General features: G+C 65.3%; 20 protein-coding genes and 2 tRNA genes. 6 read left to right on the forward strand and 16 right to left on the reverse strand.

What is annotated here, in order from left to right; genetic code table 11:
• On the forward strand, nt 1-534 hold the full coding sequence (locus J8I29_RS02875) for a 2,4'-dihydroxyacetophenone dioxygenase family protein (RefSeq protein WP_209430543.1): 534 nt from the start codon (nt 1-3) through the stop codon (nt 532-534).
• Nucleotides 535-539: 5 nt separating this feature from the next.
• Here J8I29_RS02875 and J8I29_RS02880 read toward each other — a convergent pair whose 3' ends face one another.
• Complete coding sequence (locus tag J8I29_RS02880) at nt 540-992, reverse strand: hypothetical protein (RefSeq protein WP_209430544.1); 453 nt, start codon at nt 990-992, stop codon at nt 540-542.
• 155 nt (nt 993-1,147) lie between these two features.
• A tRNA-Gln gene (locus J8I29_RS02885) sits at nt 1,148-1,222 on the reverse strand.
• A 143-nt stretch (nt 1,223-1,365) separates the two neighbouring features.
• Here J8I29_RS02885 and J8I29_RS02890 point away from each other — a divergent pair.
• Together J8I29_RS02890 and J8I29_RS02895 are read left to right on the forward strand one after the other, a co-directional pair.
• A tRNA-Pro gene (locus tag J8I29_RS02890) sits at nt 1,366-1,442 on the forward strand.
• Between the two features lie 393 nt (nt 1,443-1,835).
• Entirely contained in the window at nt 1,836-3,077 is a 1,242-nt protein-coding gene (locus tag J8I29_RS02895) for a polysaccharide biosynthesis/export family protein (RefSeq protein WP_209430545.1), read from the forward strand.
• Between the two features lie 12 nt (nt 3,078-3,089).
• On the opposite strand, the gene J8I29_RS02900 is transcribed toward J8I29_RS02895, so the two are convergent.
• The 14 genes from J8I29_RS02900 to tssA form a co-directional block, all read right to left on the reverse strand.
• On the reverse strand, nt 3,090-4,013 hold the full coding sequence (locus tag J8I29_RS02900) for a protein kinase (protein ID WP_209430546.1): 924 nt from the start codon (nt 4,011-4,013) through the stop codon (nt 3,090-3,092).
• Nucleotides 4,010-5,398 (reverse strand): type VI secretion system-associated protein TagF, encoded by a 1,389-nt coding sequence (tagF, locus tag J8I29_RS02905; protein WP_245196558.1) that lies wholly within the window; start codon nt 5,396-5,398, stop codon nt 4,010-4,012. Before tagF ends, J8I29_RS02900 begins: the two co-directional genes overlap by 4 nt.
• A 6-nt stretch (nt 5,399-5,404) precedes the next feature.
• The gene (gene tssM / locus J8I29_RS02910) at nt 5,405-8,875 is read right to left on the reverse strand and encodes a type VI secretion system membrane subunit TssM (RefSeq protein ID WP_209430547.1); all 3,471 of its coding nucleotides are present in this window, start codon (nt 8,873-8,875) and stop codon (nt 5,405-5,407) included.
• Nucleotides 8,872-10,374, reverse strand: coding sequence for a type IVB secretion system protein IcmH/DotU (gene icmH / locus J8I29_RS02915; protein ID WP_209430548.1), 1,503 nt, complete (start codon nt 10,372-10,374; stop codon nt 8,872-8,874). Before icmH ends, tssM begins: the two co-directional genes overlap by 4 nt.
• 13 nt (nt 10,375-10,387) lie before the next feature.
• On the reverse strand, nt 10,388-11,728 hold the full coding sequence (gene tssK, locus J8I29_RS02920; protein WP_209430549.1) for a type VI secretion system baseplate subunit TssK: 1,341 nt from the start codon (nt 11,726-11,728) through the stop codon (nt 10,388-10,390).
• Nucleotides 11,725-12,975, reverse strand: coding sequence for an FHA domain-containing protein (locus J8I29_RS02925; protein ID WP_209430550.1), 1,251 nt, complete (start codon nt 12,973-12,975; stop codon nt 11,725-11,727). The genes tssK and J8I29_RS02925 overlap by 4 nt, the downstream gene beginning before the upstream one ends.
• Nucleotides 12,976-12,985: 10 nt before the next feature.
• Nucleotides 12,986-13,981: a type VI secretion system baseplate subunit TssG gene (gene tssG / locus J8I29_RS02930; protein WP_209430551.1), complete on the reverse strand. Its 996-nt coding sequence runs from the start codon at nt 13,979-13,981 to the stop codon at nt 12,986-12,988.
• 16 nt (nt 13,982-13,997) lie between these two features.
• Complete coding sequence (gene tssF / locus J8I29_RS02935) at nt 13,998-15,776, reverse strand: type VI secretion system baseplate subunit TssF (protein ID WP_209430552.1); 1,779 nt, start codon at nt 15,774-15,776, stop codon at nt 13,998-14,000.
• Complete coding sequence (tssE, locus tag J8I29_RS02940) at nt 15,769-16,278, reverse strand: type VI secretion system baseplate subunit TssE (RefSeq protein ID WP_209430553.1); 510 nt, start codon at nt 16,276-16,278, stop codon at nt 15,769-15,771. Before tssE ends, tssF begins: the two co-directional genes overlap by 8 nt.
• Entirely contained in the window at nt 16,271-17,092 is an 822-nt protein-coding gene (locus tag J8I29_RS02945) for a type VI secretion system accessory protein TagJ (protein WP_209430554.1), read from the reverse strand. The genes tssE and J8I29_RS02945 overlap by 8 nt, the downstream gene beginning before the upstream one ends.
• Nucleotides 17,089-18,462: a type VI secretion system contractile sheath large subunit gene (gene tssC / locus J8I29_RS02950; RefSeq protein ID WP_245196559.1), complete on the reverse strand. Its 1,374-nt coding sequence runs from the start codon at nt 18,460-18,462 to the stop codon at nt 17,089-17,091. The genes J8I29_RS02945 and tssC (J8I29_RS02950) overlap by 4 nt, the downstream gene beginning before the upstream one ends.
• 94 nt (nt 18,463-18,556) lie before the next feature.
• The gene (gene tssC, locus J8I29_RS02955; protein WP_105861672.1) at nt 18,557-20,038 is read right to left on the reverse strand and encodes a type VI secretion system contractile sheath large subunit; all 1,482 of its coding nucleotides are present in this window, start codon (nt 20,036-20,038) and stop codon (nt 18,557-18,559) included.
• Nucleotides 20,039-20,064: 26 nt separating this feature from the next.
• On the reverse strand, nt 20,065-20,580 hold the full coding sequence (gene tssB / locus J8I29_RS02960; RefSeq protein WP_068288619.1) for a type VI secretion system contractile sheath small subunit: 516 nt from the start codon (nt 20,578-20,580) through the stop codon (nt 20,065-20,067).
• A gap of 132 nt (nt 20,581-20,712) precedes the next feature.
• A complete protein-coding gene (tssA, locus tag J8I29_RS02965) occupies nt 20,713-21,777 on the reverse strand; it encodes a type VI secretion system protein TssA (RefSeq protein WP_209430555.1) in 1,065 nt (354 codons plus the stop codon).
• Between the two features lie 371 nt (nt 21,778-22,148).
• Here tssA and tssH point away from each other — a divergent pair, with 371 nt between their 5' ends.
• The 3 genes from tssH to J8I29_RS02980 all read left to right on the forward strand — a co-directional run bounded on the left by tssH (nt 22,149) and on the right by J8I29_RS02980 (nt 26,071).
• Nucleotides 22,149-24,923 carry a type VI secretion system ATPase TssH gene (gene tssH / locus J8I29_RS02970; protein WP_209430556.1) on the forward strand — a complete coding sequence of 925 codons (2,775 nt, stop codon included), beginning with the start codon at nt 22,149-22,151 and terminating at the stop codon, nt 24,921-24,923.
• A gap of 42 nt (nt 24,924-24,965) precedes the next feature.
• Nucleotides 24,966-25,442 (forward strand): type VI secretion system tube protein Hcp, encoded by a 477-nt coding sequence (locus J8I29_RS02975; protein WP_105861675.1) that lies wholly within the window; start codon nt 24,966-24,968, stop codon nt 25,440-25,442.
• Between the two features lie 122 nt (nt 25,443-25,564).
• The gene (locus J8I29_RS02980; RefSeq protein WP_209430557.1) at nt 25,565-26,071 is read left to right on the forward strand and encodes a hypothetical protein; all 507 of its coding nucleotides are present in this window, start codon (nt 25,565-25,567) and stop codon (nt 26,069-26,071) included.
• Nucleotides 26,072-26,336 lie beyond the last annotated feature (265 nt).

Consider the following 26,336-nt stretch of genomic DNA (forward strand, 5'->3'; position numbering starts at 1 on the left):
ATGACTGCGCCCGACCGCAAGCTCGACCAGAGCCGGATGCCCTATCAACTGCCGATGCCCGCGGAAGCGGCCCTCGAGATCGTGGTGCCGCATGTGCTGCCCGATGACGAGCGTGTCTGGGTGCCGCAGATGGAGAATGTCTGGTTCCGCCCCCTCTGCCTGCATGCCGGGCAGGGCTATTGGGTCAACCTGCTGCGCGTGCGCAAATCCGGCGTGCTCTCGCGCCACCGCCATCCGGCGCCGGTGCATGGCCATGTCCTCAAGGGGCGCTGGCACTATCTCGAGCATGACTGGGTGGCCGAGACCGGCTCCTATGTGTTCGAGCCGCCCGGCGAGACCCATACCCTCGTGGTGCCGGAGGATTGCGAGGAGATGATCACCCTGTTCCACATCACCGGCGCCATGATCTATGTCGACCCCTGGGGCAAGGTGACGGGGTTCGAGGACGTCTTCTCCAAGATCGACATGTGTCGGGCCCATTACGCCGCCAACGGCCTGGGCCCTGACTATGTCGAGCGTTTCATCCGGCGCTGAGCCGCCTATTGGGGGGCGGGGTGTTGCGCCGGCGCAGCGGGTTTGTCGCCGCCATGCGGGCGCGGCACCATGGCGAGCACGGCGGTTTCGAGGGACTTGTCACGGTGCTTCAGGCAATAGCCGCGCAGATGGGTGCGCAGGGCGACCGGGTCGGTGAGATCGGCAAGGGAGCGTCCGCTGCCGAAATGCCCGGGATTGGCCTTGGCATAGCCTTCGATATAGCCGCCCGCCCAGGCGATGATCTGGCTGTCTAGGATATCGCGGCGGCGTACGGCGAAGCCGCAGCGCATGTCGCCATAGTCGACCGCCTGGCTGACGGGCGCATGCGGCTTGGCGGGCGCTGGGGGCTTGACGGCCGGCGCCGCCTTGTCGGCGGGAGGCTTTTCTGTCGCCAGCGCCGGCGGAATCGGGAGGCTGCCGAGACAAAGGGCGCCTGCCAGGAATGCTGCCATCGTCATGCGCACATTTGCCTCCATCGCATTGATTTGCTGCGCCATGCTGCGCAAACAAAAGGGCGGCCGCAAGGCGTCGTGCCTAACACGGAAACGCAAATTTCCGACTGGGCGCGTTGGCTCTGAGGGAGGCGTGGAAATCCGGGCGGGCAGGAAAAACCTGGCTGGGGCGGGAGGGTTCGAACCTCCGAATGGCGGAATCAAAATCCGCTGCCTTACCACTTGGCTACGCCCCAATCGGTGCGGCTCAATAAACGGTTCGCTCAGAGGCTGCAAGATAGGGCTACAAAAAAGCGCAGCGAAATTCATCACCAAAAAAGCGCATATCCTGCTTGCGGCTCGCCGACGATCCCGCTATAGAGCCGCCCACGACTGGATACGGAGTGTGGCTCAGCCTGGTAGAGCACTACGTTCGGGACGTAGGGGTCGCAGGTTCAAATCCTGCCACTCCGACCAGTCGATTTTCCCGAACCCCAATCCCTAGATCGGCAAGCCGCAGACGTCGCTCCTGGCGGTGCTGGCCGCATGTGCAGCCGGCATGTCCATGCTGCCGTACTGGTACGCGAAGCAGCATCTCGGTGTCTTTTCCGCTGAAAGTCATGATGATACCGTCTCCGGCAAGCGCATAGCCGTTGTTCCGTGAAGTATGGCGGGGCGGGTGCCTCAACGCTCTACGGCTGTTACATGGGTAACTGAGTACAGTGTAACAACTTTATGACAATGGCTCGTCGCGGAATAGATTGCCGCTTGTTTAAGCTTTGGCGTTATTCCGTCACCGACGTAGAGATATTGTCTTTAATGTGGCATTTGGATATCTGTGCGATTAACGATTCGTTATGAGGATTGGGAATGCGGAAGCTGCTGGGCGTAGGCCTGCTTGTCGTGCTGGGTAGCTGCTCCAGTCCATCCGACGGCCCGAGCGCCGGGAGTTTCCTGAATGCGCGCCAGCCTTATACGAATGAGCGTGTTCCGGTCGTCGACATCACCTACGCCGCGCAGATGGCTCAGGGGCCGGGCGCAAGCGTTTCGTCCTTCGTCGGCACGCCGGGTCTCGCGAAACTGCGTTCGGCCGGATATACCGGCACCCAGATCAGCCGCGGCGACGTCCTGCAGATCACCGTGCTGGATACCGGCGAGGATGGCCTGTTCTCGCCGACCAACAGCAAGACGCTGGATCTTGGGCGCTTCACCGTCGATGACAATGGCTCGATCGACATTCCTTTCGTCGGCAAGCAGCGCGTAGCGGGTTCCTCGCCGGAAGCGGTGCAGAAACGCATCGTCGGCAGCCTCAAGGGCTCTTCCGTCAATCCCCAGGCCGTGGTGACCATCGTCGACCGGCCCAACAGCGCGGTTGCCGTTTCCGGCGCCGTGCGTGCGGCCGGCCGCATGGCGATGGCTTCGGGCAAGGAGCGCATCCTCGATGTGGTGGCGAGAGCCGGTGGCGCCACCGGCCCTGCCAATGCGACGACGGTGACCGTCATTCGCGGCAATCAGCGCGCCGACCAGAGCCTCGACCAGGTGATGGCCGACCCCAAGCAGAACATCTATCTGCAGCCGGGCGACCAGGTCATCCTGGGGGGCAACACGCCGAGCTTCACCGCGATGGGGGCGTTCAAGAGCGCCGGTGAGTTCAATTTCGAACCCGGCCAGCTCACCTTGGCGCAGGCCATCGCGCGTAGCGGCGGCCTGCTCGATGACCGGGCCGATTCCCGTTACGTCTACCTGTTCCGCAAGCGCGCCTATTACTGGACGACCAAGGATTGCGTGCTGGTGCGGCCCTCGCCCTATGGCAACGGCACCATGCCGCCGCGCACCAATTGCCCGGAAGCCATGGCCTCGCCGCCACCGCCGCGCGCCGTGATCTTCCGCATCAATATGAGGGATGCCTCCAGCCTCCTGATGATGCAGCAGGTCCAGATGGAGAGCGGCGACATGCTCTTCGCTAGCAATGCCGGCATGGTCGATTTCGCCAAGCTCTTCACCGTGTTCCAGAAGAGCGTACCGACGGCGGCGGCGCCGCAGCCGACGGGAGGCATCCCCTCCAGCCCGCCCCCGGCGCCGGGCGTGTCGCTGAACCTGCCGTCCCACTGACGAGGCAAGGCTTCAGGGAACCATCCGGCCGCTTCGCAGCATCGCCAGGGCAATGCTTGCCGATGCCGGCCGCCCGTCCGGGTCGGGATGGACCAGTCGTGCTGAGAATTCCTGCAGGAAATCTCGTGCATCGGTGGGAACCGCAGCTCCTTCCAGCAGCATGGACAGGATCCGTCCGCAGGCATAGAGGTCCGCCCGGCCGTCGAGCGGCTCGCCGGCCTGCTGTTCGGGGGCGCTGAAGCCCTCGCGGCCGGCCTTCGCCAGATCGACATCACCATGGCGCTGCCCGGCTTCCAGGGCGATCCCGAAATCGGCGATGCGCAGCGTGGCGAGATCCTCGCCGTCATAGAGCAGGTTGTCCGGCGCGAGATCGGCATGCACCAGTCCTGCTTCATGCACCGCCTCCAGCCCCGACAGCAGGGCGGCGGCGGTCGCGAGGATCTCGTCGTAGCAGGATGGAGCTTTCTGCATGCGCTCCGAGAGGCTGAAGGGCAGCCAGTCCATCAGCAAAGCGGGCCGTCCGTCGGCAAGCCGCAGGGCGGCCGTGGCGGCGGCGACATGGCGGTGGCGCAGCCTGGCGCCGAAACCGGCCTCGCGCAGCAGGAGATCGCGGGCGACAACATTGTCGGCCTGGTCGGGTCGAAGTGTCTTGAGAGCGTGGAGGGTGCCGAGATCGCGATGGCGGAGCCGATGGATCTCGGTGAGTGCGCCCTCATGGGCCCTTGCTTCCTGGGCGAAGCTGTTGGCGATGAAACCCGGGTCCGCCGCATCCAGCCGGTCTATGCGCCGGTCGAGCGCATCGCGCACGCGGTCGGCCAGCAGCCGGATCTCGGCGGGCGGACGCGGTCCTGCGCCGCTTCGGCTGAGGGCCTGCCACAAGGCGGCGAAGCGAGTGGCGACCGCCTCCAGGTCTTCCGGTGGCGGTTCCCCGCTCATGCGGCTTGGACTGCGACGACGATGGCGCTGACATTCTCACGCACATTGGCGATGAGAGCGTCCTGGACCAGGGCAGCGGCAGCCTCCTTCACCGGCTGCTCGGCGATGGTGGCGGCGATGGTGCGCTCGTCGAGGACACGCGCGAGCGCGGCGCTGCAGAGGAGAAAGCGATCACCGCGCTGTGCCCTGTCATAGACGATTTCGGGCACCAGCTGGCGGGGTGCACCGATGCTGCGCGCGAGCGCGAAACGCAAGCCGATCTCGACATGGTCACGCGTCAGGCAGCGCATCATGCCGTCGCGCATCAGGTAGCAGCGGGCATTGCCCGCCCAGACCACGGCGAAATCTCCGTTCTCGACGGCGAGGCTGACGACGCTGGCGCTCGGGGGCTCCACCGCGCCGGGGAAGCGAATTGATTGCACCAAGCTATGCGCCCGCCCGAGCTTGCCTTTGACATCCTGTACCAGGGTCTCGAGCATATCGGCCGGGGAGACATGGGCCAGCGTGTTGGTGACGATCTTTGCCGCTTCCGCGGCGCCGTTGCCGTCGCCGACCCCATCGGCGACCGCGAAAAGGCGCGGATTGTCGGAGACCAGCAAAGCGTCGGCATTGATCGACAGGCGGGTGCCGGCGTGGGTGGCATAGCCGCGCTCCATCGCCAATGCCGGCAGCGGAGGTGCCTCCACCCGCGGGGGAGCCATCTCGGTTTTCTCGACCGGAGGGGGCGATGTAGGTGGCCGGGAGGGCTGCTTGACGGTGGGGTTGCCGCCTTTCAGCAGGCGCACGAAATCGCCGGCACGCGGGGGCCCTTGAGTCTTGAAGCCGCTGGCCCGCCCCGTGCCGCTCTCGACGGTCCACCATAGCGAGACGCGGCCATCGGCGGCGCCGGGCGGTGGTGGCGGCACCGGCCGGGCCTGGGGCAGGCGCAGGCGCTTCAGACCGCCGAGAAAGGCCGTGATGTCGAAATCGCGCAGCGTGGAGGTCTCGGCAATCGCTTCTGCGGCGGTGAACCAGCTCTCGTCGAAGCAGAAAAGGCGCGCCGGACCTTCATAATTGCCGAGCCGCGCCGCGATCACCAGGGGGAAGCTGCGGCCGACCCTGTCCCGGCTCGGCAGCAGGATGCCGACCATGGTGGCATGCCCCCACAGGGATCGCTCGATCACGAAACGCCAGGGCGGGGAGGCGTGGAACAGGTTTTCCCATTGCGTGCCGAGCGTCTGCTCGCTTTCCTGCAGGCCCGATTGCAGCCAGTTGACGAGCTCGGTCTCGGCCTGGCGGCCAAGGCCGGTCGAGACGAAATCGCCATGGCTCGGCACCTTGCCGAAAAAGCCGATGCCGTCATTCTCGGAAGGAGCCGGATGGGATGCGCCGCGCGGAGCCATCATTCCCCCTCAGAACTGCGAGGGACATTTGAAATCCGCGATCGCCTTCAGGCGATAGGGATTGAGCGTGCCGCCGAACTGCACCCTGAACTCGGCGCTCCTGCCGTCCTGGCTGAAGCGGGCTTTGAACAGATCGGTACCTTCAGCAGTGATCACGGCCTTGTCGAGCAGCCGGAAGGTCGCCCATTCTCCGGATGCCTGTATCTTTTGATTGAATTCGGTGGGGCGCACGACGACCCAGGACTCGGCCGTGGCGTCCTTCGAGGGCCACTCGAATATCTTTGCTTGAGGACTATCCCTGAAGAGGCGAAGCGTCTCTCCAGCGGTTGTCAGAACTGCCATATCAGCCGCGTCATTCAGGGCCACGCCGGTGATGGTGATGCGAATCGAAGGCATCTCGCCATCGTTCGGGAAGAAGGCCTTGCGGATCTTATCGGCGTTCTCGAACTGCGCCAGTGCTTCGCTTGCTATACCCTCGGTGCCGGGCGCGCCTTTCCAGCGCCAGGGCGTAGCGGAGGTGTCGACGAAAGCCTGCAGCTCGTTCTGAAAGAAGCTTGGGAAAAGCCCCTTCGGGCCGAAAAGCCGGGCGAAATCCGTCAACGCCATGTCCTCCCTGGCAGACCGTTCGAAGGGATAGCGCCCAGTCATGATGGTGGAGCAGAGCCTGGCGCCGTCGCCGGCCCATTTGTCGGCCGCCTCGTTACGGGCGGTCTTGGACGCCAGTGCGCCGACATCCCCGACAAGTCCCGCTACCAGATCGTCGATCGGGGGCGGCAGGCGCCGGCTCTCTTCCGCCAGGGACTGGACGGCGGCGGCGAGCTGGCTGTCGGTGTTGAAGATCTTGTTCGCCGGCTGTGTCGACCCGGCGGCGCGCGAGAGCTGGGTATACATGGCTCCGAGGAGCGGCTTCAGGGCCTGGATCTGCGAGCGCGGCTTTTCTGAACTGGTGGTCTCGCTCTGCTTGGGTGTCTCCAGCGCTTCGCGCAGGCGGCCATAGGGATCGGGGACGCTGATCGTGCTGTCGTTCAACGCAACGCTCTCCCCGCCTTGCGGGGCCATCGCGACGGAGGCGTTCGCCTGGGGCCTGAGATCGGCAGCCTTGGCGATGGAACGCGCCAGGGATTCGATCGGGCCCGGCTCGCTGGAGAGGACGCGAAGCGTATCGGCGGCATCGGCCAGCGACTGGAACGGCTTTATGCCCAGATCGGCCAGCAGGTTTGCCCAGCGTTTCTCGTACTGATCGAAATAGAGCTGCAGCGCGGCCAGAGACAGGCTCTCCACCGTCATGCCGCCGCTCGGCGGCTCGCCGCGGACCCAGTGTTCGTCCAGCGCCTGGCGGGCGGCTTCGGCGACCTCCGGCAGGACGACGGAACGATAACCTTCGCCGGTGAACAGGCCGGGAATGCCTTCGCGCAGAGCAGCCTTGGATTTACGCTGGAACACCCGTTCGCCGAGCGGGCCGAGCGCATCGGCGGGAACCCAGGGCGCCAGGGCGCGGACCTCCCGGTTCTCCTCCAGGATGTCATAGGTGCGTGCCGCCAGGCTCTGCCCGCTGATCGCCTGCCGCGCCTTGGCGACCAGGGTCTGGTCGATATCGATCGGCGGCAACCGCCTCGCCACAAGCTGTTCGACATGCTGGAGAAGCTCGCGGCGGGCGACCGCCCGTCCCTCGCCGGGATAAAGGGCATCGAAGATCTGCTCGGCTTCCTGCGAGGCGAATTGAGCGTCGACCTGGCCCAATCCGCCGAGCATGCCATAGAGTTTGAGGGCATCGAAGGTCTGGCGGACATCGGAGGTGTCGCCCAACTGCTTCTGCAGCTGCACCATCAGGCGTGGCAGCAGCAGCGAATTGAGGGCACGCTGATAGGCTTCGCGCTGGCGGCCGGCGATCTTGTCCCTCTGGTCCAGCCCAAAGCCGATCTGCCACGTATCGGCCCCCGAAAAGCCATCGGTCACGCCTCTGATATTGTTCAGCGCCGGCAGGATGCGCAGGAAATCGGTGTCGGTGACATCCCGTACCGGAATGCCCTGCACCAGTTTCTCATAGGAACTGATGCGCTCGTCGGCCTGCGCCAGGGCACGGGAGTTCTGGAAATAGGTGGCGATCCAGCTCGAGAAGACCACGCCGAGAACCACGGCCGAGGCGCCATAGGCGATACGGCGCAGCATCAGCTGGCGGCGGGTCAGCCGCTTGTCGCGCGCAACGAGCGCGGCTTCTCCGAAGATGACTTCCTTGAATAGGCGCGGCAGGAAATAGCTGCGGCGCATGCGTGTTGCGCCAGCGGCCCCGGGTATCTCCGCCTGTGTGCCGGAAGCGAAATAGATGCCGCGCAGCAGCGGGGACTCCACCAGCTTCGACCCGGCGCAAAGTTCCACCAGAACCTCGTGCAGGCGCTCCTTGAGGGCGGCGAGTTCGGCGGGGAAACGGAAGATGCGGCCGCGTATCTCGCTGTCGGGTTCCTGCTGCAGGCGCTCGATCAGCATGGCGTCGACACGCTGCTGGAGCAGGCTGAATTCCTCCAGGAAACGCTCGGGCAGATTCTCGGCCTTGTAGCTCTCGTCGAGACCGAAGGTGGTGCCCCAGACCTGTTCGCGATCGCTGGCATTGAAGCCGTCGAAGAACTCAACGAAGCCGGTGAGCAGGTCCGATTTCGTCAGCACGAGATAAACGGGGACGCGGGCCTGCAGATATTCGTCGAGCTCCGACAGGCGCTGGCGGATGGCGCGCACCTCTTCCAAGCGCGCCGTCGGCTCGCGGGTCAGGATGTCGGCAATCGACAGGGTGACCAGGGCGCCATTCACCGGCTGCGAGCGGCGGTGCTTCTTCAGGAGGGTCAGGAATCCCTCCCAGCCGGCCTTGGAGCTGCCGTTGAGATCGTCCTGTGTGGTGTAGCGGCCCGCCGTATCGATCAGGATGGCTTCGTCGGTGAACCACCAGTTGCAGCTGCGCGTGCCGCCGATGCCCTGCACGGAATTGGCGCCGAGCGCATCGCCGAGCGGAAATTTCAGCCCCGAATGGGTGAGAGCCGTGGTCTTGCCCGAGCCGGGCGCCCCGAAGATCACATACCAGGGCAGTTCATAGACATAACCGAAGCGTTTCTTGGTGACGCGGCGCAGCAGCGCCAGGGCCTGCTTCAGGCGATCGCGGATTTCGCTGACTTCGGCCTGCTGGCTGGCGGCGGCTTCCGCCTCCGCACTCTTTTCGAGGTCGGCGACCAGCGCCTTGTCGCGCTTGCGGGCCTTGTAGATGCTGATGCCTATATAGGCGAGACCGGCAACCAGCACGATGCCGATGGCGATCAGCCGATTGGTGGCGCTGGCAAGCGGATAGAATTCGCCATAGCCGATGAGGTGGCCGTAGAACCAGATGATCAGGCAGAGCGCCGCGATCCAGACGATGGGCAGGAAGCGTTGGCCGAGCAGCGTGCCATAAGCTTCGACATAGGAGCGGATCGTATAATAATAGCTGAGCGGGTTCATGGCGTGGCGCCTCCCGGCCGTATGACGTTGCGATTGACCGGCGGCAGGCTCAGGACGAGGGGCGAGCCGGTGTAGCCGTCCTCGGGCTTGCCGATCACCAGGATCTCCGTGCGGCGGTTCTGATCCTGCCCTTCCTTCGTGTCGTTGGAGGCGACCGGGTCAGCCTCGCCTCGGCCCTCGGTACTGACGCCGCCAGCGATATAGTTCGACAAGATGTCGCCAACTGCGATGGCTCGCGCCTCTGACAATTGTTGATTGTTGCGGATGCGCGAGTTGCCATTGAAGGGCCTGTTGTCGGTATAGCCGACCACCCTCGCCTTGAATTGCGCGGTTGCCAGTGCGAAGCCGATCTTGTCGATCAGATCGCGAAAGCCGGGTTTGACGTCAGCCCTGGCCGTATCGAACAGGCCGGCATTATTGATGCGGACCAGAACCTGGCCGTTGTCGTTCCACAAGCTCACGAGCTTCTGGTCGACCTCCGGCTGCAGGAAGTTCATGAAGCCCCGCAGGCGTTTTACGCCCACAGGTTCCGGGGGGAGCTCCGCCTTGGCCTGAACCTGGACCGGGGGCGGGTCCTTCGCCTTGGGAGGCGGCGGGATGAAGACGCTGGGCGCCTCGTTGGGCGGCAGGTTGGCGAGGCGTACGAATGTGCCGTCAGAGGCCCGGTCGAGCGAGAGCGAGAAGAAGAGGTAGCCGAGCCCGAACAGCAGAGCGAGGATGCTGAGCAGCGTCCAGAGCGCCGCAGCGGTACGCAGGGGCTTGTGCCTGGCGATAACGCCGCGCCAGTGCGGCGACAATTCCCGCTCGAAGGCGCCATATTGGCCGAGCAGCGTCTTGTAGAGGCTGTCGCGGATGCGGCTGAGTTCGAGCGCCCCGCGGGGGGAGACGCGGGTGCGTCCTTCGAAGGCAAGCGACAGGCACAGATAGATCAACAGCAGCAGATCCTTGTTGGCGCCCGGGCTCTGGTGAAAATAGTCGAGCAGTTCGAAGAACTTGTCGCCACCGGTCACATCCATGTGATACGTCGAGACCAGGCCCGAGCGGGCCCAGCCGGCGCGTACGCCCCAGGGTTTGCTCAGCACCACATCGTCGACGGTGGCGCAGACGACGTAATGCGCGGCACGAGCCCGCTCCGGGCTTATCCGGGCGCCGGCGAGGTCGCGCTCATAGCGGTTGATCGCCTCGGTGGTGGTGCGGCGCAGTTGCTCGATGTCGGGCTGGTCCGCCGTGTGGCGCAGGGCATGGGCGAGATTGAGCAGGGGAGCGGCGGAGGCCACGATGGTGGGGACTTCCTCGCCGCCGAAGCGGAAATTCCGCACCAGCGTGTCCGCCGACCAGCCGCCGGAGCGTAACGGCTCGGCCGGACCTGCGGCGTCCTGCGGCGCATCGTCCAGCATCTCCGCCATCTTGCGGGCGACCTGCTGCTTCCTGGCGCCGTCCTCGGTGAGTTCGACCACCGTCGGCAGGGACTGCCAAGGCGCTGTGGTTGCCTTGTTCATCGGCTGGCCTCCTTCACTCCCTCAGTGCCCAGAGTTCCATCTCCAGGCCCGGAAAGTCGCCGGCGAGATGGAGGGCGATGGCGCCCGACGTATCGAGCTGTTTCCACAGCGGGTTCTTGGTATCGAGCTCGAAATAGATCGTGCCCGAGCGATAGGGCAGCTGGCGCGGCAGCACGGGCAGGGGCCGGACGGGAATGCCGGGCAGGGCGACATTGACCAGTTCGGCGATGCGCTCCACCGGGCCCACCTTGATCTGGGCCGGCAGGCGGCGGCGCACCTCCTCGGCCGGCATCTCGGCCCTGACGGCCAGCACGAAGCCGGCATCCTTGAGCAGCGTGCGGTCGTTGATGGTGCCCACGCGCACGCCATGCCGGCGCTCGGCAAGCTCGATGGCGACGGCCGCCTGTTCGAGCACGGCCGAGAGCGAGGTCCTGAGATCGTCGAACACGGCGGCGAAGGTCGCCTTGAGGTCGTCGTGCCGATAGGGCGGGAATTCGCTGGCGCGCTTGGAATCCATGGTGAAGGTGGCGAGTTCCCCGGCGAGCTGGATGCAATGCTCGTAGAAGGTCATCGGATGGATCCGCGTCGCATTGGCGGCGATGTGGCTGAGCAGCGGATCGGCCCGGTTGAGGATATGCAGCAGGAAGTAGTCGCCGACCTCGGCGGTGCCGCGGATGGTGGGATCGCCGATGCGCTCGGCGATCGCCGCCGCGCGGTGGCGCACGATGCCGAGAAGTTCGGCCATGAGTTCGCTGAGCCGCGCTTCGGCAGCGCAGTTCAGGCACGGGGCGATGTAGTCCGGATCGAGCAGCACGGCCTTGTCCGAGCGCACTTCGATCACCCGGGCCAGACCGATCAGCTCATAGCCGGCGAGGTCGTCGCCGCTCTTGAGATAACGCAGGCTCAGCCGACCGACATCGATGGGGGCCATGAAGTCGGTCTCGACATTGGCATCCGGCGCCTCGTAATGCGAGGCGACGAAACGCACGCCGGGCGAGGACGCCCCGCCATTGAGGGCGATGTCGGCTCGTCCGGGCCGGCGGGCCGGCAGCGCCAGATAGATGATGGCGTTCTTGGTGGCCTCGTCGAGCTCGAGCGGCGGCGGCAGGTCGGTGTCGAAGGGGGCTTCGAAGGGCGTGCCGTCGGGCAGGGTGCCGCGCAGATTCGCCAGGGCGAACTGCCCGATCGCCAGGGCGCCGCGGTCGATCCCGATCTCGGCGATACCCCAGGGATAGGCGGCAAGCTCACGCGTGGTCGCTCGAACGAGCCGCTCCGTCCAGCGGTCGGCCTGCTGGAAATGCTGCACGCGAAGGAACATTCCCTCGCTCCATGCGACCCTGTTCTCGTTTCTCATGCGACTTCGTCGTCCTTGCTTGTCGTGCTGTGCGCAGTCGGGGCCGGCTCGCCGCCGACTGGTTCGTTCCTAGCCGGCTCGAGCGAGCGCAGCATTGCCCTGCGAAACAGGTCGCGGACGGAAAGATCCCGGCCGTCGGCCTCGAATTGCCGGCGATAGGCCTGCCAGTAGGCCCCGTTGCGGCGCCAGGGCAGGCTGATCGCGCGGGCATCGATGCTCGCCTCGATGATGCGTGGCTCCAACTGGGGCCCGACTTCGCGAACCAGGGTGCCGAGCGCGTCTGCAAGCGCCTGCTGGCGTGCCAGCAGGGTTTCGAGCCGCCTCAGCAGGGCTTCCTCTCGATCGAGGCCGAAGACATCGGGTGCCGGTGTCAAGGCGGCGGGGTCGATCTCGAACGGGACGAAGGCCCTCTCGAGTGCTTCCTCGCATTGGGCCAGCAGGGTGTCGCAGCGCGGCGGCCAGGAAAAGGGCGCCGCCATGGCGGGCAGGAAATCGGCTGGATCTTCGTCCCGTTCCGTGGGAGCAGCCGCCTCAATCGCATCGTCATTTGCCGGCGCGGTTTCGGCATTGTCCTTGCTGCGCCCACGGGCCATGGGCACGGACACGAAGGTAGCCCGACCATGTTCGAGGCGGTTGCCGTAGTCGAAATCCTCGTTCCAGTCGTCCGGCAGAACCGGCTTGATCGCCTTGGGATCCGGCGGGCCGTCCCAGCCGATCTCGACATGGCGCGAGGAAGGAGGGGCCTCGCGCTTGCGACCCTTCGCTACGGGAGCATTCGGCTGCGGCAGCGGCCAGTCATCCGAGAGGCGACCGCCCATTACCCCGGTCGCGATCTGCCCACCCGGTGCGATATCGGCGAGGATGGCGGTGATCGTCAGATTCTCCGGGCTGACGGCAAGGCCTGCCTCGGGGTCGACAATGTCGCGGTCGGCTTCGCCGATGACCGACACCGCAAAGGCATGGCCCCCCAGTTCCAGGCGTGACTGGTGCCGCAGGCGGGCGGTCTCGCCCTCCAGGACCAGGACACCGTCGACGCGGGTGCCGTTGGCGCTTTCGTCGCGCAGCAGATAGCCGTCGCGATCGCGCAGAATGGTGCAGTGGAGCTTGGAGACGGTGCGGCCCGCGTCCGGCACTTGCCAGTCGCAATCGATCGATCGTCCGAGCGTTCGGCGCCCGCGTTCCAGCACCCAGGGTTGCGCCCCTGTCCCGGCTCCGTTTCCCTTGACCTGCCTGAGTTCCAACCGCATGGCCATCTCCTCACGAGACCGGTTGAAGCACCGCCTGGCGCTCGGTGATGACGGCATCGTCACTGTCCCGCGCCGCCGGGGCGATGCGCGCCCAGCTGTTCCAGCCCAGGCGTGGCGGATCACCTGCCTGGCCGAGCTGGCAGAAAGGAACGTGTTCTTTCCTGAGGACGACCTGGATGTCGAAATCGAGTCCGCAGCCGACGAACAGGCGCGTGAGCGCGAAGAGCTCCTGAATGTCGCGGCTCCCCGGCGCCAAGGATAGATAATCCCGATAGTCGAGCGGGCCGATCACCACGCGGAAGGTGCTGGAGAGATCCCGGATGGCCGAGCCCGCCATGGCATCGACACCGAGACGCACCGTGGGCTCACGCCGCATCCGGCTCTGCTCGTGTTCGGGCACGCTCAGCCAGCGCCCCTGGAAGAGCTCGATTTCGACCGGCAGGCCGCTCACTTCGCGCAGCATGGCCCTGAGATTGCTGACATTGCGGGTCCGGGCCGCGAAGAAGCCGCTGAAGCGCAGCAGCACGTCGTCTTCGGTGCCGCTGCGTTCGCGTAGCCTGGCGGTGCCGAAGCCGGTGAGGGACAGCAATGTCTTGATGAAGCCATTGCGCCCTTCGCGGGTGCCCCAGCGCAGCAGACGGGCGAGCCGGTATTTCTCGCAGGCATCGACGAACAGTTCGTCCATGCGGGCGCTGAACAATTGCAGGAAGGCCGCGAGCGAGGAGGATTTGTTGCGTTCCTCGCGCATGACCAGTTCGTTATAGGAAGGCGGCAGCGAACCCAACGGTCCGGCGAGCCCTGCCAGGGCGCTGCGCAAGGTGGCCTGGCCTTCCTTCCGTCGAAAGCCCGATACCGGCAGGGCGGCCGGCGAGACCCCGATATGCGCGGCGATCGCAAGCTGCTCCTCGCTGGCCTGGGCGACGCGGAAGGCCGTGGTCGGTTCAAAGCGCCCGGGGTCGCGTTCGAGCAGATCGGCAAGGGTGTCTGTGCTGGGGTCGGGAAGCATGGCGTGCAAGGACCTCCTAGAGCAGCGGCCGTTCGGCCGCACGGGCGGGCCAGGTGGCGACCGGCTTGGATTGGCCCTTGATGGAGGCCGTCAGCCGCGTGAAGCTGTTGACCGAGGTGTAGAGACCGCAGAAGCGGTCGAGCACGCTGCCGAACAGAAAGGCGGAAGGGCGATCGATCGCGGCCGGATCGAACTCCACGGTGATCTCGGTGCCGGGCACCATGCCGCCCCGGATGCGGGCGGTGGCGGCCCGCGCCTCCACCCGGATGATGGCGTCGACGAGCTGGCGGGTCTCCGGCAGGTCGCGGAAGGCATAGAGCGACAGGATGTCCTTGAGCGCCGCCCCGCCATTGTCGAACAGCGAGACATGGTTGAGCAGGAGATGCGACATCAGCCGCCAGTGGCGGCCATCCTCGTCATTCATGCGCACGGCAGGCGTCGGTGCGATCAGCGCCTCGATCCGCCCGACAGCCTCGTTGCCGAGCGCGAGCTTGAGGTGAGGGTGCCCGCCCCCGAAGGGCAGGCGCTCTGGAAGGGCGCGATTGAGGCACCAGGCATCGACGCTCGCCACGGCGTCGATATTGCCGGTCACGCGGCGGTTGTGATCGACGAAGGCAATGTCGAGATCGCAGGTACCGTCGTCGGGGTCGAAGCGCCGATAGCACTGCCAATAGGCGGCTGCCGCGCCTGACCGCTGGGTGCGGCCGAAGAAGGGTTGGCAGGATTGCTGCTCGCCTTTCGGTCCCGTCAGCGTCACCTTCTCGACGGAATAGATCTCGCGCGTCCGCTGCCGCCGCGAATCCGACAGCAGCCGATATTCGGTGCGCGTGCCGTCGAGTGCGAGCGGCTCGCAGGTCTGGCGGAACAGATTGACCACCGGGGTGGCATGCAGCACCAGGTCCCGGGCGGTGACCGAGCGCTCGAGCTTGCTGTCCGTCTCGCCGAGATAGACGAAGATCTCCAGCCCGTCGCCATGCCAGCGCTGCAGCCCGTCGATCTCGAAGAACAGGAACTTTTGCGGCAGGGCGAAGAATTCCGTCAGCAGGCGGTATCCGGTAAAGCTGGTGCTGGGATAGGGCAGCATGGTCTCGTCGGCGGAAAAGCCGACGGGCTTGAGGTGATCGGCCGGCAGGAAGATGGCCTTGTCGTCGCCTGCATGGCGCGCCAGCGCGATGCCTTGCGTGTGGTTGACGAGCAGTTCGTACAAGGCGCTCGCCTGCCGCCAAGGCGAGGCGATGTAGAAGCGCAGGCGCTTGACCCCGAGTTCCGATAACGGGCGGCGTCCCGCCAGGGAGCGGATCGACAGCCGCAGGCAGCCGGCCGCACCGGCATGGCGGGAAAGGGGTGCCTGGATCGGCTGTCCCGACAGCGTGACCGCACCGATCTCCACCGGTGCGATTTCGACGTCCTGCGTGGTCAGGAAGCGGCAGGTCTCGCCTCCGACCGGCTCGGCCTGCACCTCGGTGTGGCGCGGCAGCACCTGCGTGGCAGCCAGCGTTTCGCCTGGCGCGAAACGCACGATGCTCATGGAGGGCAGGGGGGCGAGATAGTGCGGATAGAGCGTTTCGAGCAGGCCGTCGGTGAGCTCGGGAAATTCGTCGTCGAGCTTCTGGCGCACCCTGGCCGCCGAATAGGCGAAGCTTTGGATGAGACGCTCGACATGGGGATCGTCGGCGACCTCCCCGGTCAGGCGCAGGCGTCCCGCGATCTTGGGGAAGGCATCGGCAAAGCGCGATGCCCGCCGGCGGAGGGCCGACAATTCCTCATTGTAGCGCCGCAGGAAGCCCTCAGCCATGCGCAGCCTCCACCTGGAAGCGCTGGCTGGAGGGGTCGATGGTCGATTCGAAATTGATCGGCGGCATGCCGTCATAGAGGCGGAAGGTCGCCTCGATACGCATGCGCAACGCCCTTTCGCCCTGGGTGCGGTTCTTGAGGATGGTCACGCGGATGTTCGACAGCCTCGTCTCGAACAGGGCGATGCGCCGCTCGATCACGCGTGCCAGCTGCAGTTTGGCTTCGTCCGTGACCAGATTGGCCGAGACGATGCCATCCACGCCGTAGCTGACCAGCGCATCCCCGAGCTCCGCCAGCCTGTCCGGCGGACTGGTCGGACAGCGCCTGGTATTGAGCAGCGCCTCGAGGTCACGGCGGATGGCCTCGCGCATCTCGCGTGCCTGGTCCGCAAGACTGAGTGCGGGATCCTGGGCGAGATCGGGTGTCGCGTCGAGCAGTCGATCGAGGATCGAGCGCGACAGGACCTGCTCGCGGGCTCGGAACCGTTCGAGCGGGTCAACCATGGGCAGCCTGCTTGCGCCGTGCGGTTTCCGGCATGCCCAGCGTCTGCATGTCGTGGAAGGAGACCAGGTCGTCGCCGGCCAGGAAACAGCGCTGACCGCGGCCGGTGGTGATGCCCGAGGGTTCGGCGATCCATTCGGTTTCGCGCCCCAGCAATAGTTTTTCCTCGGCCGTGCTGCCCTGATAGATCGCCGGCAGCAGCACCGGCGCGGAGGCGCCGTCGATCAGCGACAGCTCAGCACGCCGGAAGGCGAGATCACGCGGCCGGGCGATCGGCTCGACCGCCACCGAGGCGATCTTGGCGAAGTCGATCCACAGATAAGCGCCGCCCGTCATGATGACCTCGAGCGCATGCGGCACCCGGTCGTCGAGATCCCGGAAGTCGCCGACCGGCCTGCCGTTCCACAGCATCGGCCGTTCGCCGCGAAGCCGGTCGAGGGCTTCCAGCGCAGGTCTTGCCGCGCCGCCCTCGCGATGGATGATGGCGAGTTCGATGGCTGCCTTGTCGAGCGTGCTCGGCCCCTGGGGAAATTCCGGCACGGCGCCGGCCTCGAACCAGGCCTTGCGGGCGGCCATGGCCCGCAGCTGGTTGCGCAGCAGGGCGAAGCCCATGGTGTCCTGCGGCGCCAGGGTCGCGGCGAGGCTGCATTGCGCATCGGCGCGTTCATAGTCGCCGGCGAGGACGAGCAGGTCGATATAAAGGTGGCGGGCGTCCCTCTCGGAGGGGTGGGTCCGCACATGCGCCTTGGCCTGGTCGAGAGCCTGGCTCAAGGAGCCTTCAGACAGGGAGCTGGCGATGCTGGCGGCGAGCGTCATGCGGTCATCCTTCTGGGCAGGGCGGCCGTGCCGACGCTGCTCGTCGGCGGCGCCATTTCGGCAATGAGGTGGAAGCTGGTCGATACGTCGTCGAGCTGGAAATGCGGTTGCAGCCGCACGGTGCAGATGAAGGTGCCGGGCTTGCCGGCAAGCTCCTCGACCGCGATGCCCGCCGAGCGCAGCGGATAGCGCGTGCGAAGGGGCAGGTCGGCATCGTCATTGCCGAGCGTGTAGCCCGACAGCCACTCCTCGAGCTTGCGCTGCAGCGAGGTGGCGTCGGCCAGCCGGCCGACCTGGTCGCGCATGATCACCTTCAGATAGTGTGAAAAGCGCGAGGCGCAGAGCACATATTGCAGCATGGCGGCAAGGCGCGCGTTCTGGCGTGCATTCTCATTGGCATAATGCTGTGGCGCGTGGAGCGACTGGTTGGCGTTGAAGATGGCCGAAGCCGACATGTAGGTGGTGCCGATCGGCACCAGCCCGTGATCGCAGAATTGCTGTTCCTGTCGGCTGGTCAGGCGCACTTCGACCGGCGCCTGGGCAGACAGGCCCTGGCTTTCGGTCGCAAAATCATAGGCAGCGAGTTCGGACGCGCTCAGCATGCCGCCATCGATGGCGTCCTGGGTGACGCCGCGTATGTCGGCGAACCAGCCGGACTGGATGAAATTGCGGATCACGATGGTTCCAAAGGCGAAGGCGCCGTTGCCCCACAGCAGGCTGGCGCCATCTGCCGATATGGTTTCGCGGAAGGGGAAGCCATCGTCGCGCCGCCGCGAATAGGGCTCGTAGGGCTGACGCATCAGGACGCGCGGCGCGACCAGGCCGAGGAAGCGCGTGTCCTCATGGGTTCGCAGGCGGTTCCACCGCATGCGATCAGGGCTGGTATCGAGCCAGTTGAGATCCTGCACCCGATTGAGTTCGGAAAAACTGTCGAGCCCGATCGCGCGCGGGGAGGCGCCGGCCACGAAGGGGCAGAATGCCGCCGCCGCCACCATGGCCAATTGAGTCAGCGTGCCGACCACATCGCCGCCCTCCTGGGGATCGGTGGGCGAAATGTGATAGTCGCCGATGAGCAGGCCATAGGGCTCGCCCCCCGGCATGCCGAATTCGCGGTTATAGACCAGCTCGAACAGGTGGCTCTGGTCGAAGTCCGCTGCGCGTTCCATGCCGCGGGCCAGCTCCTTCCAGCTCAGTCCGAGCAGCTTGACCTTCACCTCGCTCGAGCGCGAGGCGACGCGTACCAGCACCGCCAGCCCGCGCCAGCGTGCTTCCATCGCCTGGAATTCGGGATGGTGCAGAATCGCGTTGACCTGGCGATTCAGCGCCTCGTCGATCAGGGCGATGAGCCGATCTGCTCTGCCTCGCAGCAAGTTCTCGAAACCTATCGTCGGATATGGCTTCCAAAGGAAGCCGACAGTGCCGCCGGGCGGGCCGGCGGCACGGCTCACTGACTATTTCGCCAGATCAGTTCTTGGCGGGAATGCGAGCAACCATGCGCAGCGAGGTCGTCAATTCCTCCATCTGCAGCCAGGGGCGCATCCAGGCCACGGCATTGTAGGAGCCCGGCTTGCCCGGAACTTCCTGTACCGTCACCTTGGCATCGCGCAGCGGATAGCGCGCCCGGGTTTCCTCGCCGGCTTCGTCATTGGCGTTGACGTAGTTGGAGATCCAGCGATTGAGCCAGGCTTCGCAATCCTTGGCTTCCATGAAGGAGCCGATCTTGTCGCGGCCCATGACCTTGAGATAGTGGGCGAAGCGCGAGGTCGCCATCATGTAGGGCAGGCGGGCCGAGACTGCGGCGTTGGCATTCGCCTCGGGCCGGTCGTAGAGCTTGGGCTTGTGGGCGGTCTGGGCACCGAAGAACACGGCATAATCGGTGTTCTTGTAATGGCACAGCGGCAGGAAGCCGAGCTTGCCGAGTTCGGCGTCGCGCCGGTCGGTGATGCCGACCTCGGTCGGGCATTTGAGATCGAGGTCGCCGTCGTCGCTGGAGAAGATGTGCATCGGCAGGTTCTCCACCTTCCCGCCATTCTCGGCGCCGCGGATGGCGGTGCACCAGCCATATTTGGCGAAGGCCTCGGTCAGGCGCGTGCCCATCACATAGGCGGCGTTCATCCAGCAATAGTTGTTGTGCGGGAGTTCGCCGGTCTTGGAATCGCCGGTCTCATCATAGCCGAATTCGTCGATGGGATGCGTCTTGGGCCCATAGGGCATGCGGGCGAGCACGCGCGGCAGAGCCAGGGTGACGAAGCGCGAATCGTCGCTTTCGCGCAGCGAACGCCATTTGGCATATTCCACCGTCTCGAAGATCTTTTCGAGATCGCGCGGGCGCGCCAGTTCGCGATAATCCTCGAAGCCGAACATGCGCGGGCTCGCGGCCGAGATGAAGGGCGCGAAGGCCGCCGCCGCGATCGAGGACAGGCCCTGGAGCAACTGGACGTCGTCGAAGGAGTTGTCGAACTCGTAATCGCCGATGATCGCGCCCATCGGCTCGCCGCCGGGCGTGCCGAATTCGTCCTCATAGATCGACTTGAACAGGCGCGACTGGTCGAACTCGACGGCCTTGGACAGGTCCCTGGCGAGATCGCGCTTGGAGGCGTTGAGCACCCGGATCTTCAGATTGACGCTGGTCTCCGAGTTCTTCACCAGATAGTTCAGGCCGCGCCACGCGCCCTCGAGTTTGGTGAATTCGGGCGACTGCATGATCGCCGCGAGCTGGCGCGAGATCGTCTTGTCGATGGCGGCGATGGCGTTGTTGAGCGTCACCGTCAGGTTACGGTCGTAGACCACCGTGCCCTTGAGGGCCTGGTCGGTCAGCGTGCGCAGCAGGTCCTGGGCGCGGTCCGGCTCGGTCTGGCGCGTGGCCGACACCACCTTGGAGAGCAGGCTCTCTTCCGCAGTCGTTTCGACGACGACGTCGCGCTGGGCTTGGGTCTTCGCATTCATGGCTCGATCCTCGTATCGCTGCGGCGTCAGTTCGCCGAGCCGTCCTTCTTGTTGCCGCCGAGTTCGCCGACCAGTTGCTTGATGTCGGACTGGTTCTGCAGAATGTTTTCGAGCAGCCGCTCCAGGTCCTCGGAACGATCGGCCTTGCTCATCAGGTCGCGCAGCTGGTTGCGGGCGTCGAGCAGGGCCTTGAGCGCCGGCACCTGGTTGACGATCGCGCCCGGCTCGAAATCTTCCATGCTCTCGAATTTGAGATTGACGGCGAGGTCGGTCCCGTCATCGGCGAGGGTGTTCTCGACCGCGATGTTGAGGCCGGGCGTCATGCGGCGCATGACGTCGTCGAAATTGTCGCGGTCGATCTGCACGAATTTGCGCTCGCCGAAAGGCTTGAGCGGCTGGGTGGGATTGCCGGAGAAATCACCGAGCACGCCGACGACGAAGGGCAGCTCCTTGACGACCATCGCCCCTTCGGTTTCGACTTCGTACTTGATGTGGACTCGGGGCTTGCGCACCCTTTCGAGCTTGGCGTGAACGCTTTCCATCTTGGTCTTCCTGTCTGTGCCGGGGGCACGTTGATAAAATTGGCACGCTGATCGGTTTCTTGCGTCGTTCGGAACGGGAGGCGCCCCGGGGCGGGGAAGGCTTCAATCCACGCCCCGGCACCGGGGAGCCTCTCAATTGTCCCGTTTTTCGGTCTTGGCCTGGATCCCGGCCGCGGTCAGGACGGCGTTGCGCGTCTGCGCCTCGGGCAGGAGCTCGGCCAGCAGTTCGGAAAAGTCCATGCGCCCTCTGCGCACCAGTGTTTCGATGGCTAAGGAAATCGGCGAATGCGGTTCCGTCCGTCGGAAATGGCGGGCGACGGCGAGCAGGATTTCGAAAGCTTCCTCACGTGAACCGATGCTGCCGGGAGTGAGGGCGCGCGGCGCTGACGGTGCCGGCGCGGCGCTATCGGCGTTGGGCGCCTGGACTTCGGCCGCAATGCCCGGCGCCGTAACGTCTTCTTCCGCGCCGAGACCGGTGAGGTCGCGGATGGCAGCGGCGACCTCCTGCAGCACGTTGCGGGTGTTGGAGCTTGGCGGTGCCCGGTCCCCGCAGCGTTCGGTCAGGACCGCCGCCAGTTTGGTGAAGGAAGCGATGCAGTCGTTGACGACAGCCAGGTGGGCCGCCATGGCGGCCATTCCCGCCTCCGCCGCCGCTTCGTGCAGGAGGTCACGCCGCTCGGTCTCTCCGGCCCGCTGGGCGAGCTGATAGTCCCACAGCGAGTGCTGGGCGAAGCCGCCATTGGGCACCAGCGAGGTCAGGCGAATCGCCTGGATCAGCGAGCCTTCGCCATTGACGCCATTGAGGCCGGCAAGGGGAGCCAGCCGTTCCTCGATATCGTCGTCGCCAATGGAGTGCAGCTCTTCCCAATAATTGTCCAAAAGCGACATCATGGCGGTGAAGCTGTCCCGCAGGCCCTCGAATCCACGCAGCCTGAGCTGCGCCTCGGCAAGCCAAGCAAGGATTTCGATATCCTTGCTGTTGGACGACAAGATCTGCAGACCTAGTTCGTTGACCTCATGCCAGGCTGGTGTAAGCCGAATATTGTCATTCGGAGACGCGCCGCGCTCGACGCTTCGAGCAGCATTGCGAGCATCCTTAATCCGATAATACTTTTCCTGATATTTGGGAGTTACCCGAATATTCTCCCCGCATGGGTTATCCTGCCCAATTGGAGAGATGATCTCCCTTAAATCCATCAGCACAGCGGCCCCAAGCTTTAAACTCCTGACACATCCCGATGGCAGTCTGCTTCCAAAGGCTCAAGCATTCTGTTTCCAAAGGTACAGTAATGTCAATGCCACAGCCGGTATGATGAATTAATGACGGAATACGGTATTACTCTACAGTTTTCCAATCGATGAAGAATCATATGAATCACGTCGTGCAATTGTCATCAAAATGTCATGTACTATTGTACCTCCAATTTCAGGCTAGACTCGCAGTGGTGTACCAGTATCTTGGCTTTTGTAATAATAGCTCTATAGACGGAAAATAGGAATCCTGCTTAACTCACTTGACGTTACGGCGCATTGGCGTGTGAGCAGAAAAACCTACGTGGAATTCGTGGATGCCGAATATCGATCTCAACCAACTTGTCAGGATGTTGGGACCGGAGCTGCGTGTCGCTCTTGAGACAGCTGCATCCATTGCCGCGCGCAACGCAAACCCCACCGTGGAGGTGGCGCATTGGCTGAGCGGCCTCGTCCAGGCCCCCGGCCTGGTGGCGCGATTCGAACAGGCAGGGATCGGCGTCGAAGCGCTCAGGCGCGAACTCGACATGGCCATTGCCGATCTGTCGCGGGACAGCCAGGCGCAGCTGACCTTGTCGCAGAATGTGCTGGCGCTGGCTCGCGAGGCGTGGCTGGTGGCCTCGCTGCAGTTCGGGCGCAGCCGCGTGGAATTCGGTGATCTCCTGGTGGCGCTGGCCACCGAGCAGAATGTCCGCATGGTGGCGCGGGCCACGGCGCCGAGCCTGCGGGACATCGACCTCAAGGCCGTCGAAGCGGCGCTTGCCGATCTCAAGACGGGGGAGGCGGATCCGGCTCCCGCCGGAACGCCGCCGGCCGGGGTTGCCGCCGGCGAGAGCGATTTCCTGCGGCTTTACACCCAGGACATGACGGCGGATGCCCGTTCCGGGCGAATCGATCCGGTGATCGGGCGCGACCGCGAATTGCGCCAGGTTATCGACGTCTTGATGCGCCGCCGGCAAAACAACCCGATCCTGGTTGGCGAGGCCGGGGTCGGCAAGACGGCGATCGCCGAGGCGCTGGCCTTGGAGATCGCAGCCGGCAACGTGCCGGCTCTGCTGAAGGACGTCCGCCTGCTGTCGCTCGATCTCAGCCTCCTGCAGGCCGGAGCGGGCGTGAAAGGGGAATTCGAGCGCCGGCTCCACGGCGTGGTGGATGCGGTCAAGGCCTCGCCGGTGCCGATCATCCTGTTCATCGACGAGGCGCACAGCCTGATCGGGGCCGGCGGCCAGGCCGGGCAGGGCGATGCCGCCAATATTCTCAAACCCTCGCTGGCGCGTGGCGAGCTGCGCACCATCGCCGCCACGACCTGGGGCGAATATAAGCGTTTCATCGAACGCGATGCGGCGCTGACCCGTCGTTTCCAGACGGTGAAGGTCGACGAGCCCGACGAAGAAACCGCGATTCGGATGCTGCGCGGCGTCGCCGGTGCCTTCCGGTCGCATCACAAGGTTCGCATCCGCGACGAGGCGCTGGCCGCGGCGGTACAATTGTCCGCACGCTACATTCCGGCCCGCCAGTTGCCCGACAAGGCGATCAGCCTGATCGACACAGCTGCGGCGGCGGTTTCCCTGGGGCGACAGGCCGTACCGGAGGCGATCCGGTCCTTGCGGGGCGAGCGCGACTTGCTGGAGGTCGAGGCCGCCTGGCTTGCCAAGGAGCCTGAGAGCGCGGAGGGCCTGGAACGGCGCAGGCGCATCGACGAGCGGCTCGCGGCGATCGCCGGCGAAATCGAGCGGCTCGAGGCGCGTTTCGAGGCCGAGGCGCGCCTGGTGGAGGAGGCCGATCGGCTGGAGGCGATCCTGTCGGGTGAAAATGAAGCGGGCGACCCGTCGGCGCCGGGCGGCGAAGACGGCAAGGTCGCGCCTTTCCCCGAACAGCCCGGTACCCGCGAAAGCGTCCGCGCTGCGTTGTCGGCGGCCGAAGGCAGTCTCGCCGAACTGGTCGGCGAGGCGCCCCTGCTGCCGCGTGCCGTCGACCGCGAGGTGATCGCTGCCCTGGTGGCGCGCTGGACCGGTATTCCGGTGGGCAAACTGCTGACCGACCAGATCGAGGCGGTCAAGACGCTGGAGGCGCGCCTCAAGGAGCGCGTCATCGGCCAGGACGGCGCCATCGGCCGCGTCGCCTCGGCGATGCGCACGGCCCGGGCAGGGCTCAACGATCCGCGCCGGCCACCGGCCGTGTTCCTGTTCGTCGGCATGTCCGGCACCGGCAAGACCGAGACGGCGCTGGCGCTCGCCGACCTGCTCTATGGCGGCAGCCAATACCTGACCACCATCAACATGTCGGAATTCAAGGAGGAGCATAAGATCTCCATGCTCCTCGGCTCGCCGCCCGGCTATGTCGGCTATGGCGAAGGCGGCGTCCTGACCGAAGCCGTGCGGCGCCGGCCCTATGGCGTGCTGCTGCTCGACGAGATCGACAAGGCCCATCCCGGCGTCCAGGAGATCTTCTACCAGGTCTTCGACAAGGGCACGCTGCGCGACGGCGAAGGCCGCGACATCGATTTCAAGAACACCACCATCGTGATGACCGCCAATACCGGCTCGGAGTTGCTGGCCACGCTGGCGGCCGATCCCGACACCATGCCCGAAGGCGAGGCGCTGGAGGGGATGCTGCTCGGCGAACTGCAGAAGCAGTTCAAGCCCGCTTTCCTCGGCCGCACCACCATCCTGCCCTTCATGCCGCTCGGCAGGGAGGCGCTGTCGGGCATCGTCGACATCCAGATCGGGCGGATCCGGGACCGCGTCGCGGCGAGCTATGGCAGCGAGGTGGCCCTGCTGGCCCAGGCGCGCGAGGCCCTGGTCGCCCGTGCCGGCACCAGCGAGATGGGCGCGCGCGCCATCGAGGCGATGATTGCGCGCGAACTCCTGCCGGACCTGTCCACCTTTTTCCTCGATCAGGTCGCCGCCGGGCGCAAGGCGGCGCGGATCGAGATCGGATTTGACGGCCACCGTTTCAGCATTGCCGCTGGGCCGGCGGTGGCCGCCAAGGAATTCGCCGGGCCGAAGAGACGGCCGGCGGATAAAGCAGCCTCGAATGGCAAGAAGGCTCATTCGGATGCGGTACGACCCAGAAAGGCGCGAGCGCCTTGACCTGTCTTAAGCCGATTCAACTTCGAACAGGAGAGAAGTAGTATGCCGATTTATCTGCAGCTCGATGGTATCCAGGGCGACGCCACCCAGGAACAGCATAAGAAGTGGATGGATATCGAAGCCATTCACTGGAACGTTTCGCGCAACATGAACACCTCGGCGGGTTCCGCCGCCAACCGTGAAGCCTCCGAGCCGACGATTTCGGAAGTGATCCTGACCAAGGTCAGCGATTCCTCCTCCACCCGGCTGTTCCAGGAAGCCTGCTCGGGCCGCACCGGCAAGACGGCGGTGATCCATCTGGTGTCCACCGGCAGCCCCGGCAACACCTATATCGAATACACGCTGACCAACACGCTGATCGCCAATTATTCGGTCGATTCCAACGGCGACCGCCCGGTCGAGACGATCCGGCTGAACTTCACCAAGATGCAGGTGAAGTACACCCCCTACAACGAGGACAACACCTCGGGCTCGCCGACGATCGCCACCTACGATCTGGCCACCACGAAGGCCGCCTAAGCGACCGTCAACTGAATTCGGGGCGCCGCCGATCCGGTGGCGCCCCGGACCTTTCGTCGGCTTTCCGGTTCGGCTCTGGGTAGCCTTCCAGCCATATCGAACGACAATCGCAAGGGAGTGGCATGGTCGATTTCAGCGTTTCCTCCGCAAGGCTCAGGGTACGGCCGCTGGCTCCGGCCGATATACCGCCGGTGGCCCGCATGGGCCGGGCCCCGAATCTCGACTACTTCGCCTATGCTCCGGGACCGCGCGAAGCCGGTGGCAGGGCTGCCGCGGTCGGAGCGGCCGCGGCCCTGTTCCGCCAGGGCTCCGAATGGCTCAACGAATACTCGCTGACCTATGCGCTGCGAACCTGGCTGAAGAAAAACGATCAGTCGATCTCTGAGGCGATGGACGCCAAGGGCCATACCGCCTTCGTGATGCAGGTGACCTATTCGCTGGCACAGGGGGCCGATACCCGCGCCTTCATGTGGCGTAGCGCCTATTTCCTCGAATCGGCCCGCAGTCGCGCCGAGCTGGAGCCGACATTGGCCAGGCTGGTGCGGGGGCCATGGATCGGTCCGACGCCGCCGAACCGTTCGATCAGTTATGTGACGGTCTATCTCCTGGGAGAGCGGATCAGTCACTGAGCATCGGCTTTGCATGCAGTACCGGAAGAAGCCGGTGCTGCGATCGGAATGGGCAGGCCCTCAGCGAGGCGAACTCGCCGGTTGCGGCGCCAGCCAGATGATACGGGGACAAAGGTTCGATGGACGGCGCCAGCTCAGCATCCTATATCCAGGCCGAACGCATCCTGCGCATCGAGACGCCTTTGGGTGCCGACGTGCTGCTGCCCGAACGTGCGGAGATGCGCGAGGCGGTGAACGACCTGTTCACGCTCCATGTCGCGGTGCG

Origin of the sequence: Labrys sp. LIt4 (genome assembly GCF_017813775.1) — a bacterium.
In the GTDB taxonomy this organism is placed as follows: domain Bacteria; phylum Pseudomonadota; class Alphaproteobacteria; order Rhizobiales; family Labraceae; genus Labrys; species Labrys okinawensis_A.

Coding starts and splice junctions, on each gene's coding strand:
- J8I29_RS02875 (WP_209430543.1), top strand. CDS start 1: ATGACTGCGCCCGACCGCAAGCTCGACCAGAGCCGGATGCCCTATCAA.
- J8I29_RS02880 (WP_209430544.1), bottom strand. CDS start 992: ATGACGATGGCAGCATTCCTGGCAGGCGCCCTTTGTCTCGGCAGCCTC.
- J8I29_RS02895 (WP_209430545.1), top strand. CDS start 1,836: ATGCGGAAGCTGCTGGGCGTAGGCCTGCTTGTCGTGCTGGGTAGCTGC.
- J8I29_RS02900 (WP_209430546.1), bottom strand. CDS start 4,013: ATGAGCGGGGAACCGCCACCGGAAGACCTGGAGGCGGTCGCCACTCGC.
- tagF (WP_245196558.1), bottom strand. CDS start 5,398: ATGATGGCTCCGCGCGGCGCATCCCATCCGGCTCCTTCCGAGAATGAC.
- tssM (WP_209430547.1), bottom strand. CDS start 8,875: ATGAACCCGCTCAGCTATTATTATACGATCCGCTCCTATGTCGAAGCT.
- icmH (WP_209430548.1), bottom strand. CDS start 10,374: ATGAACAAGGCAACCACAGCGCCTTGGCAGTCCCTGCCGACGGTGGTC.
- tssK (WP_209430549.1), bottom strand. CDS start 11,728: ATGAGAAACGAGAACAGGGTCGCATGGAGCGAGGGAATGTTCCTTCGC.
- J8I29_RS02925 (WP_209430550.1), bottom strand. CDS start 12,975: ATGCGGTTGGAACTCAGGCAGGTCAAGGGAAACGGAGCCGGGACAGGG.
- tssG (WP_209430551.1), bottom strand. CDS start 13,981: ATGCTTCCCGACCCCAGCACAGACACCCTTGCCGATCTGCTCGAACGC.
- tssF (WP_209430552.1), bottom strand. CDS start 15,776: ATGGCTGAGGGCTTCCTGCGGCGCTACAATGAGGAATTGTCGGCCCTC.
- tssE (WP_209430553.1), bottom strand. CDS start 16,278: ATGGTTGACCCGCTCGAACGGTTCCGAGCCCGCGAGCAGGTCCTGTCG.
- J8I29_RS02945 (WP_209430554.1), bottom strand. CDS start 17,092: ATGACGCTCGCCGCCAGCATCGCCAGCTCCCTGTCTGAAGGCTCCTTG.
- tssC (WP_105861672.1), bottom strand. CDS start 20,038: ATGAATGCGAAGACCCAAGCCCAGCGCGACGTCGTCGTCGAAACGACT.
- tssB (WP_068288619.1), bottom strand. CDS start 20,580: ATGGAAAGCGTTCACGCCAAGCTCGAAAGGGTGCGCAAGCCCCGAGTC.
- tssA (WP_209430555.1), bottom strand. CDS start 21,777: ATGGATTTAAGGGAGATCATCTCTCCAATTGGGCAGGATAACCCATGC.
- tssH (WP_209430556.1), top strand. CDS start 22,149: ATGCCGAATATCGATCTCAACCAACTTGTCAGGATGTTGGGACCGGAG.
- J8I29_RS02975 (WP_105861675.1), top strand. CDS start 24,966: ATGCCGATTTATCTGCAGCTCGATGGTATCCAGGGCGACGCCACCCAG.
- J8I29_RS02980 (WP_209430557.1), top strand. CDS start 25,565: ATGGTCGATTTCAGCGTTTCCTCCGCAAGGCTCAGGGTACGGCCGCTG.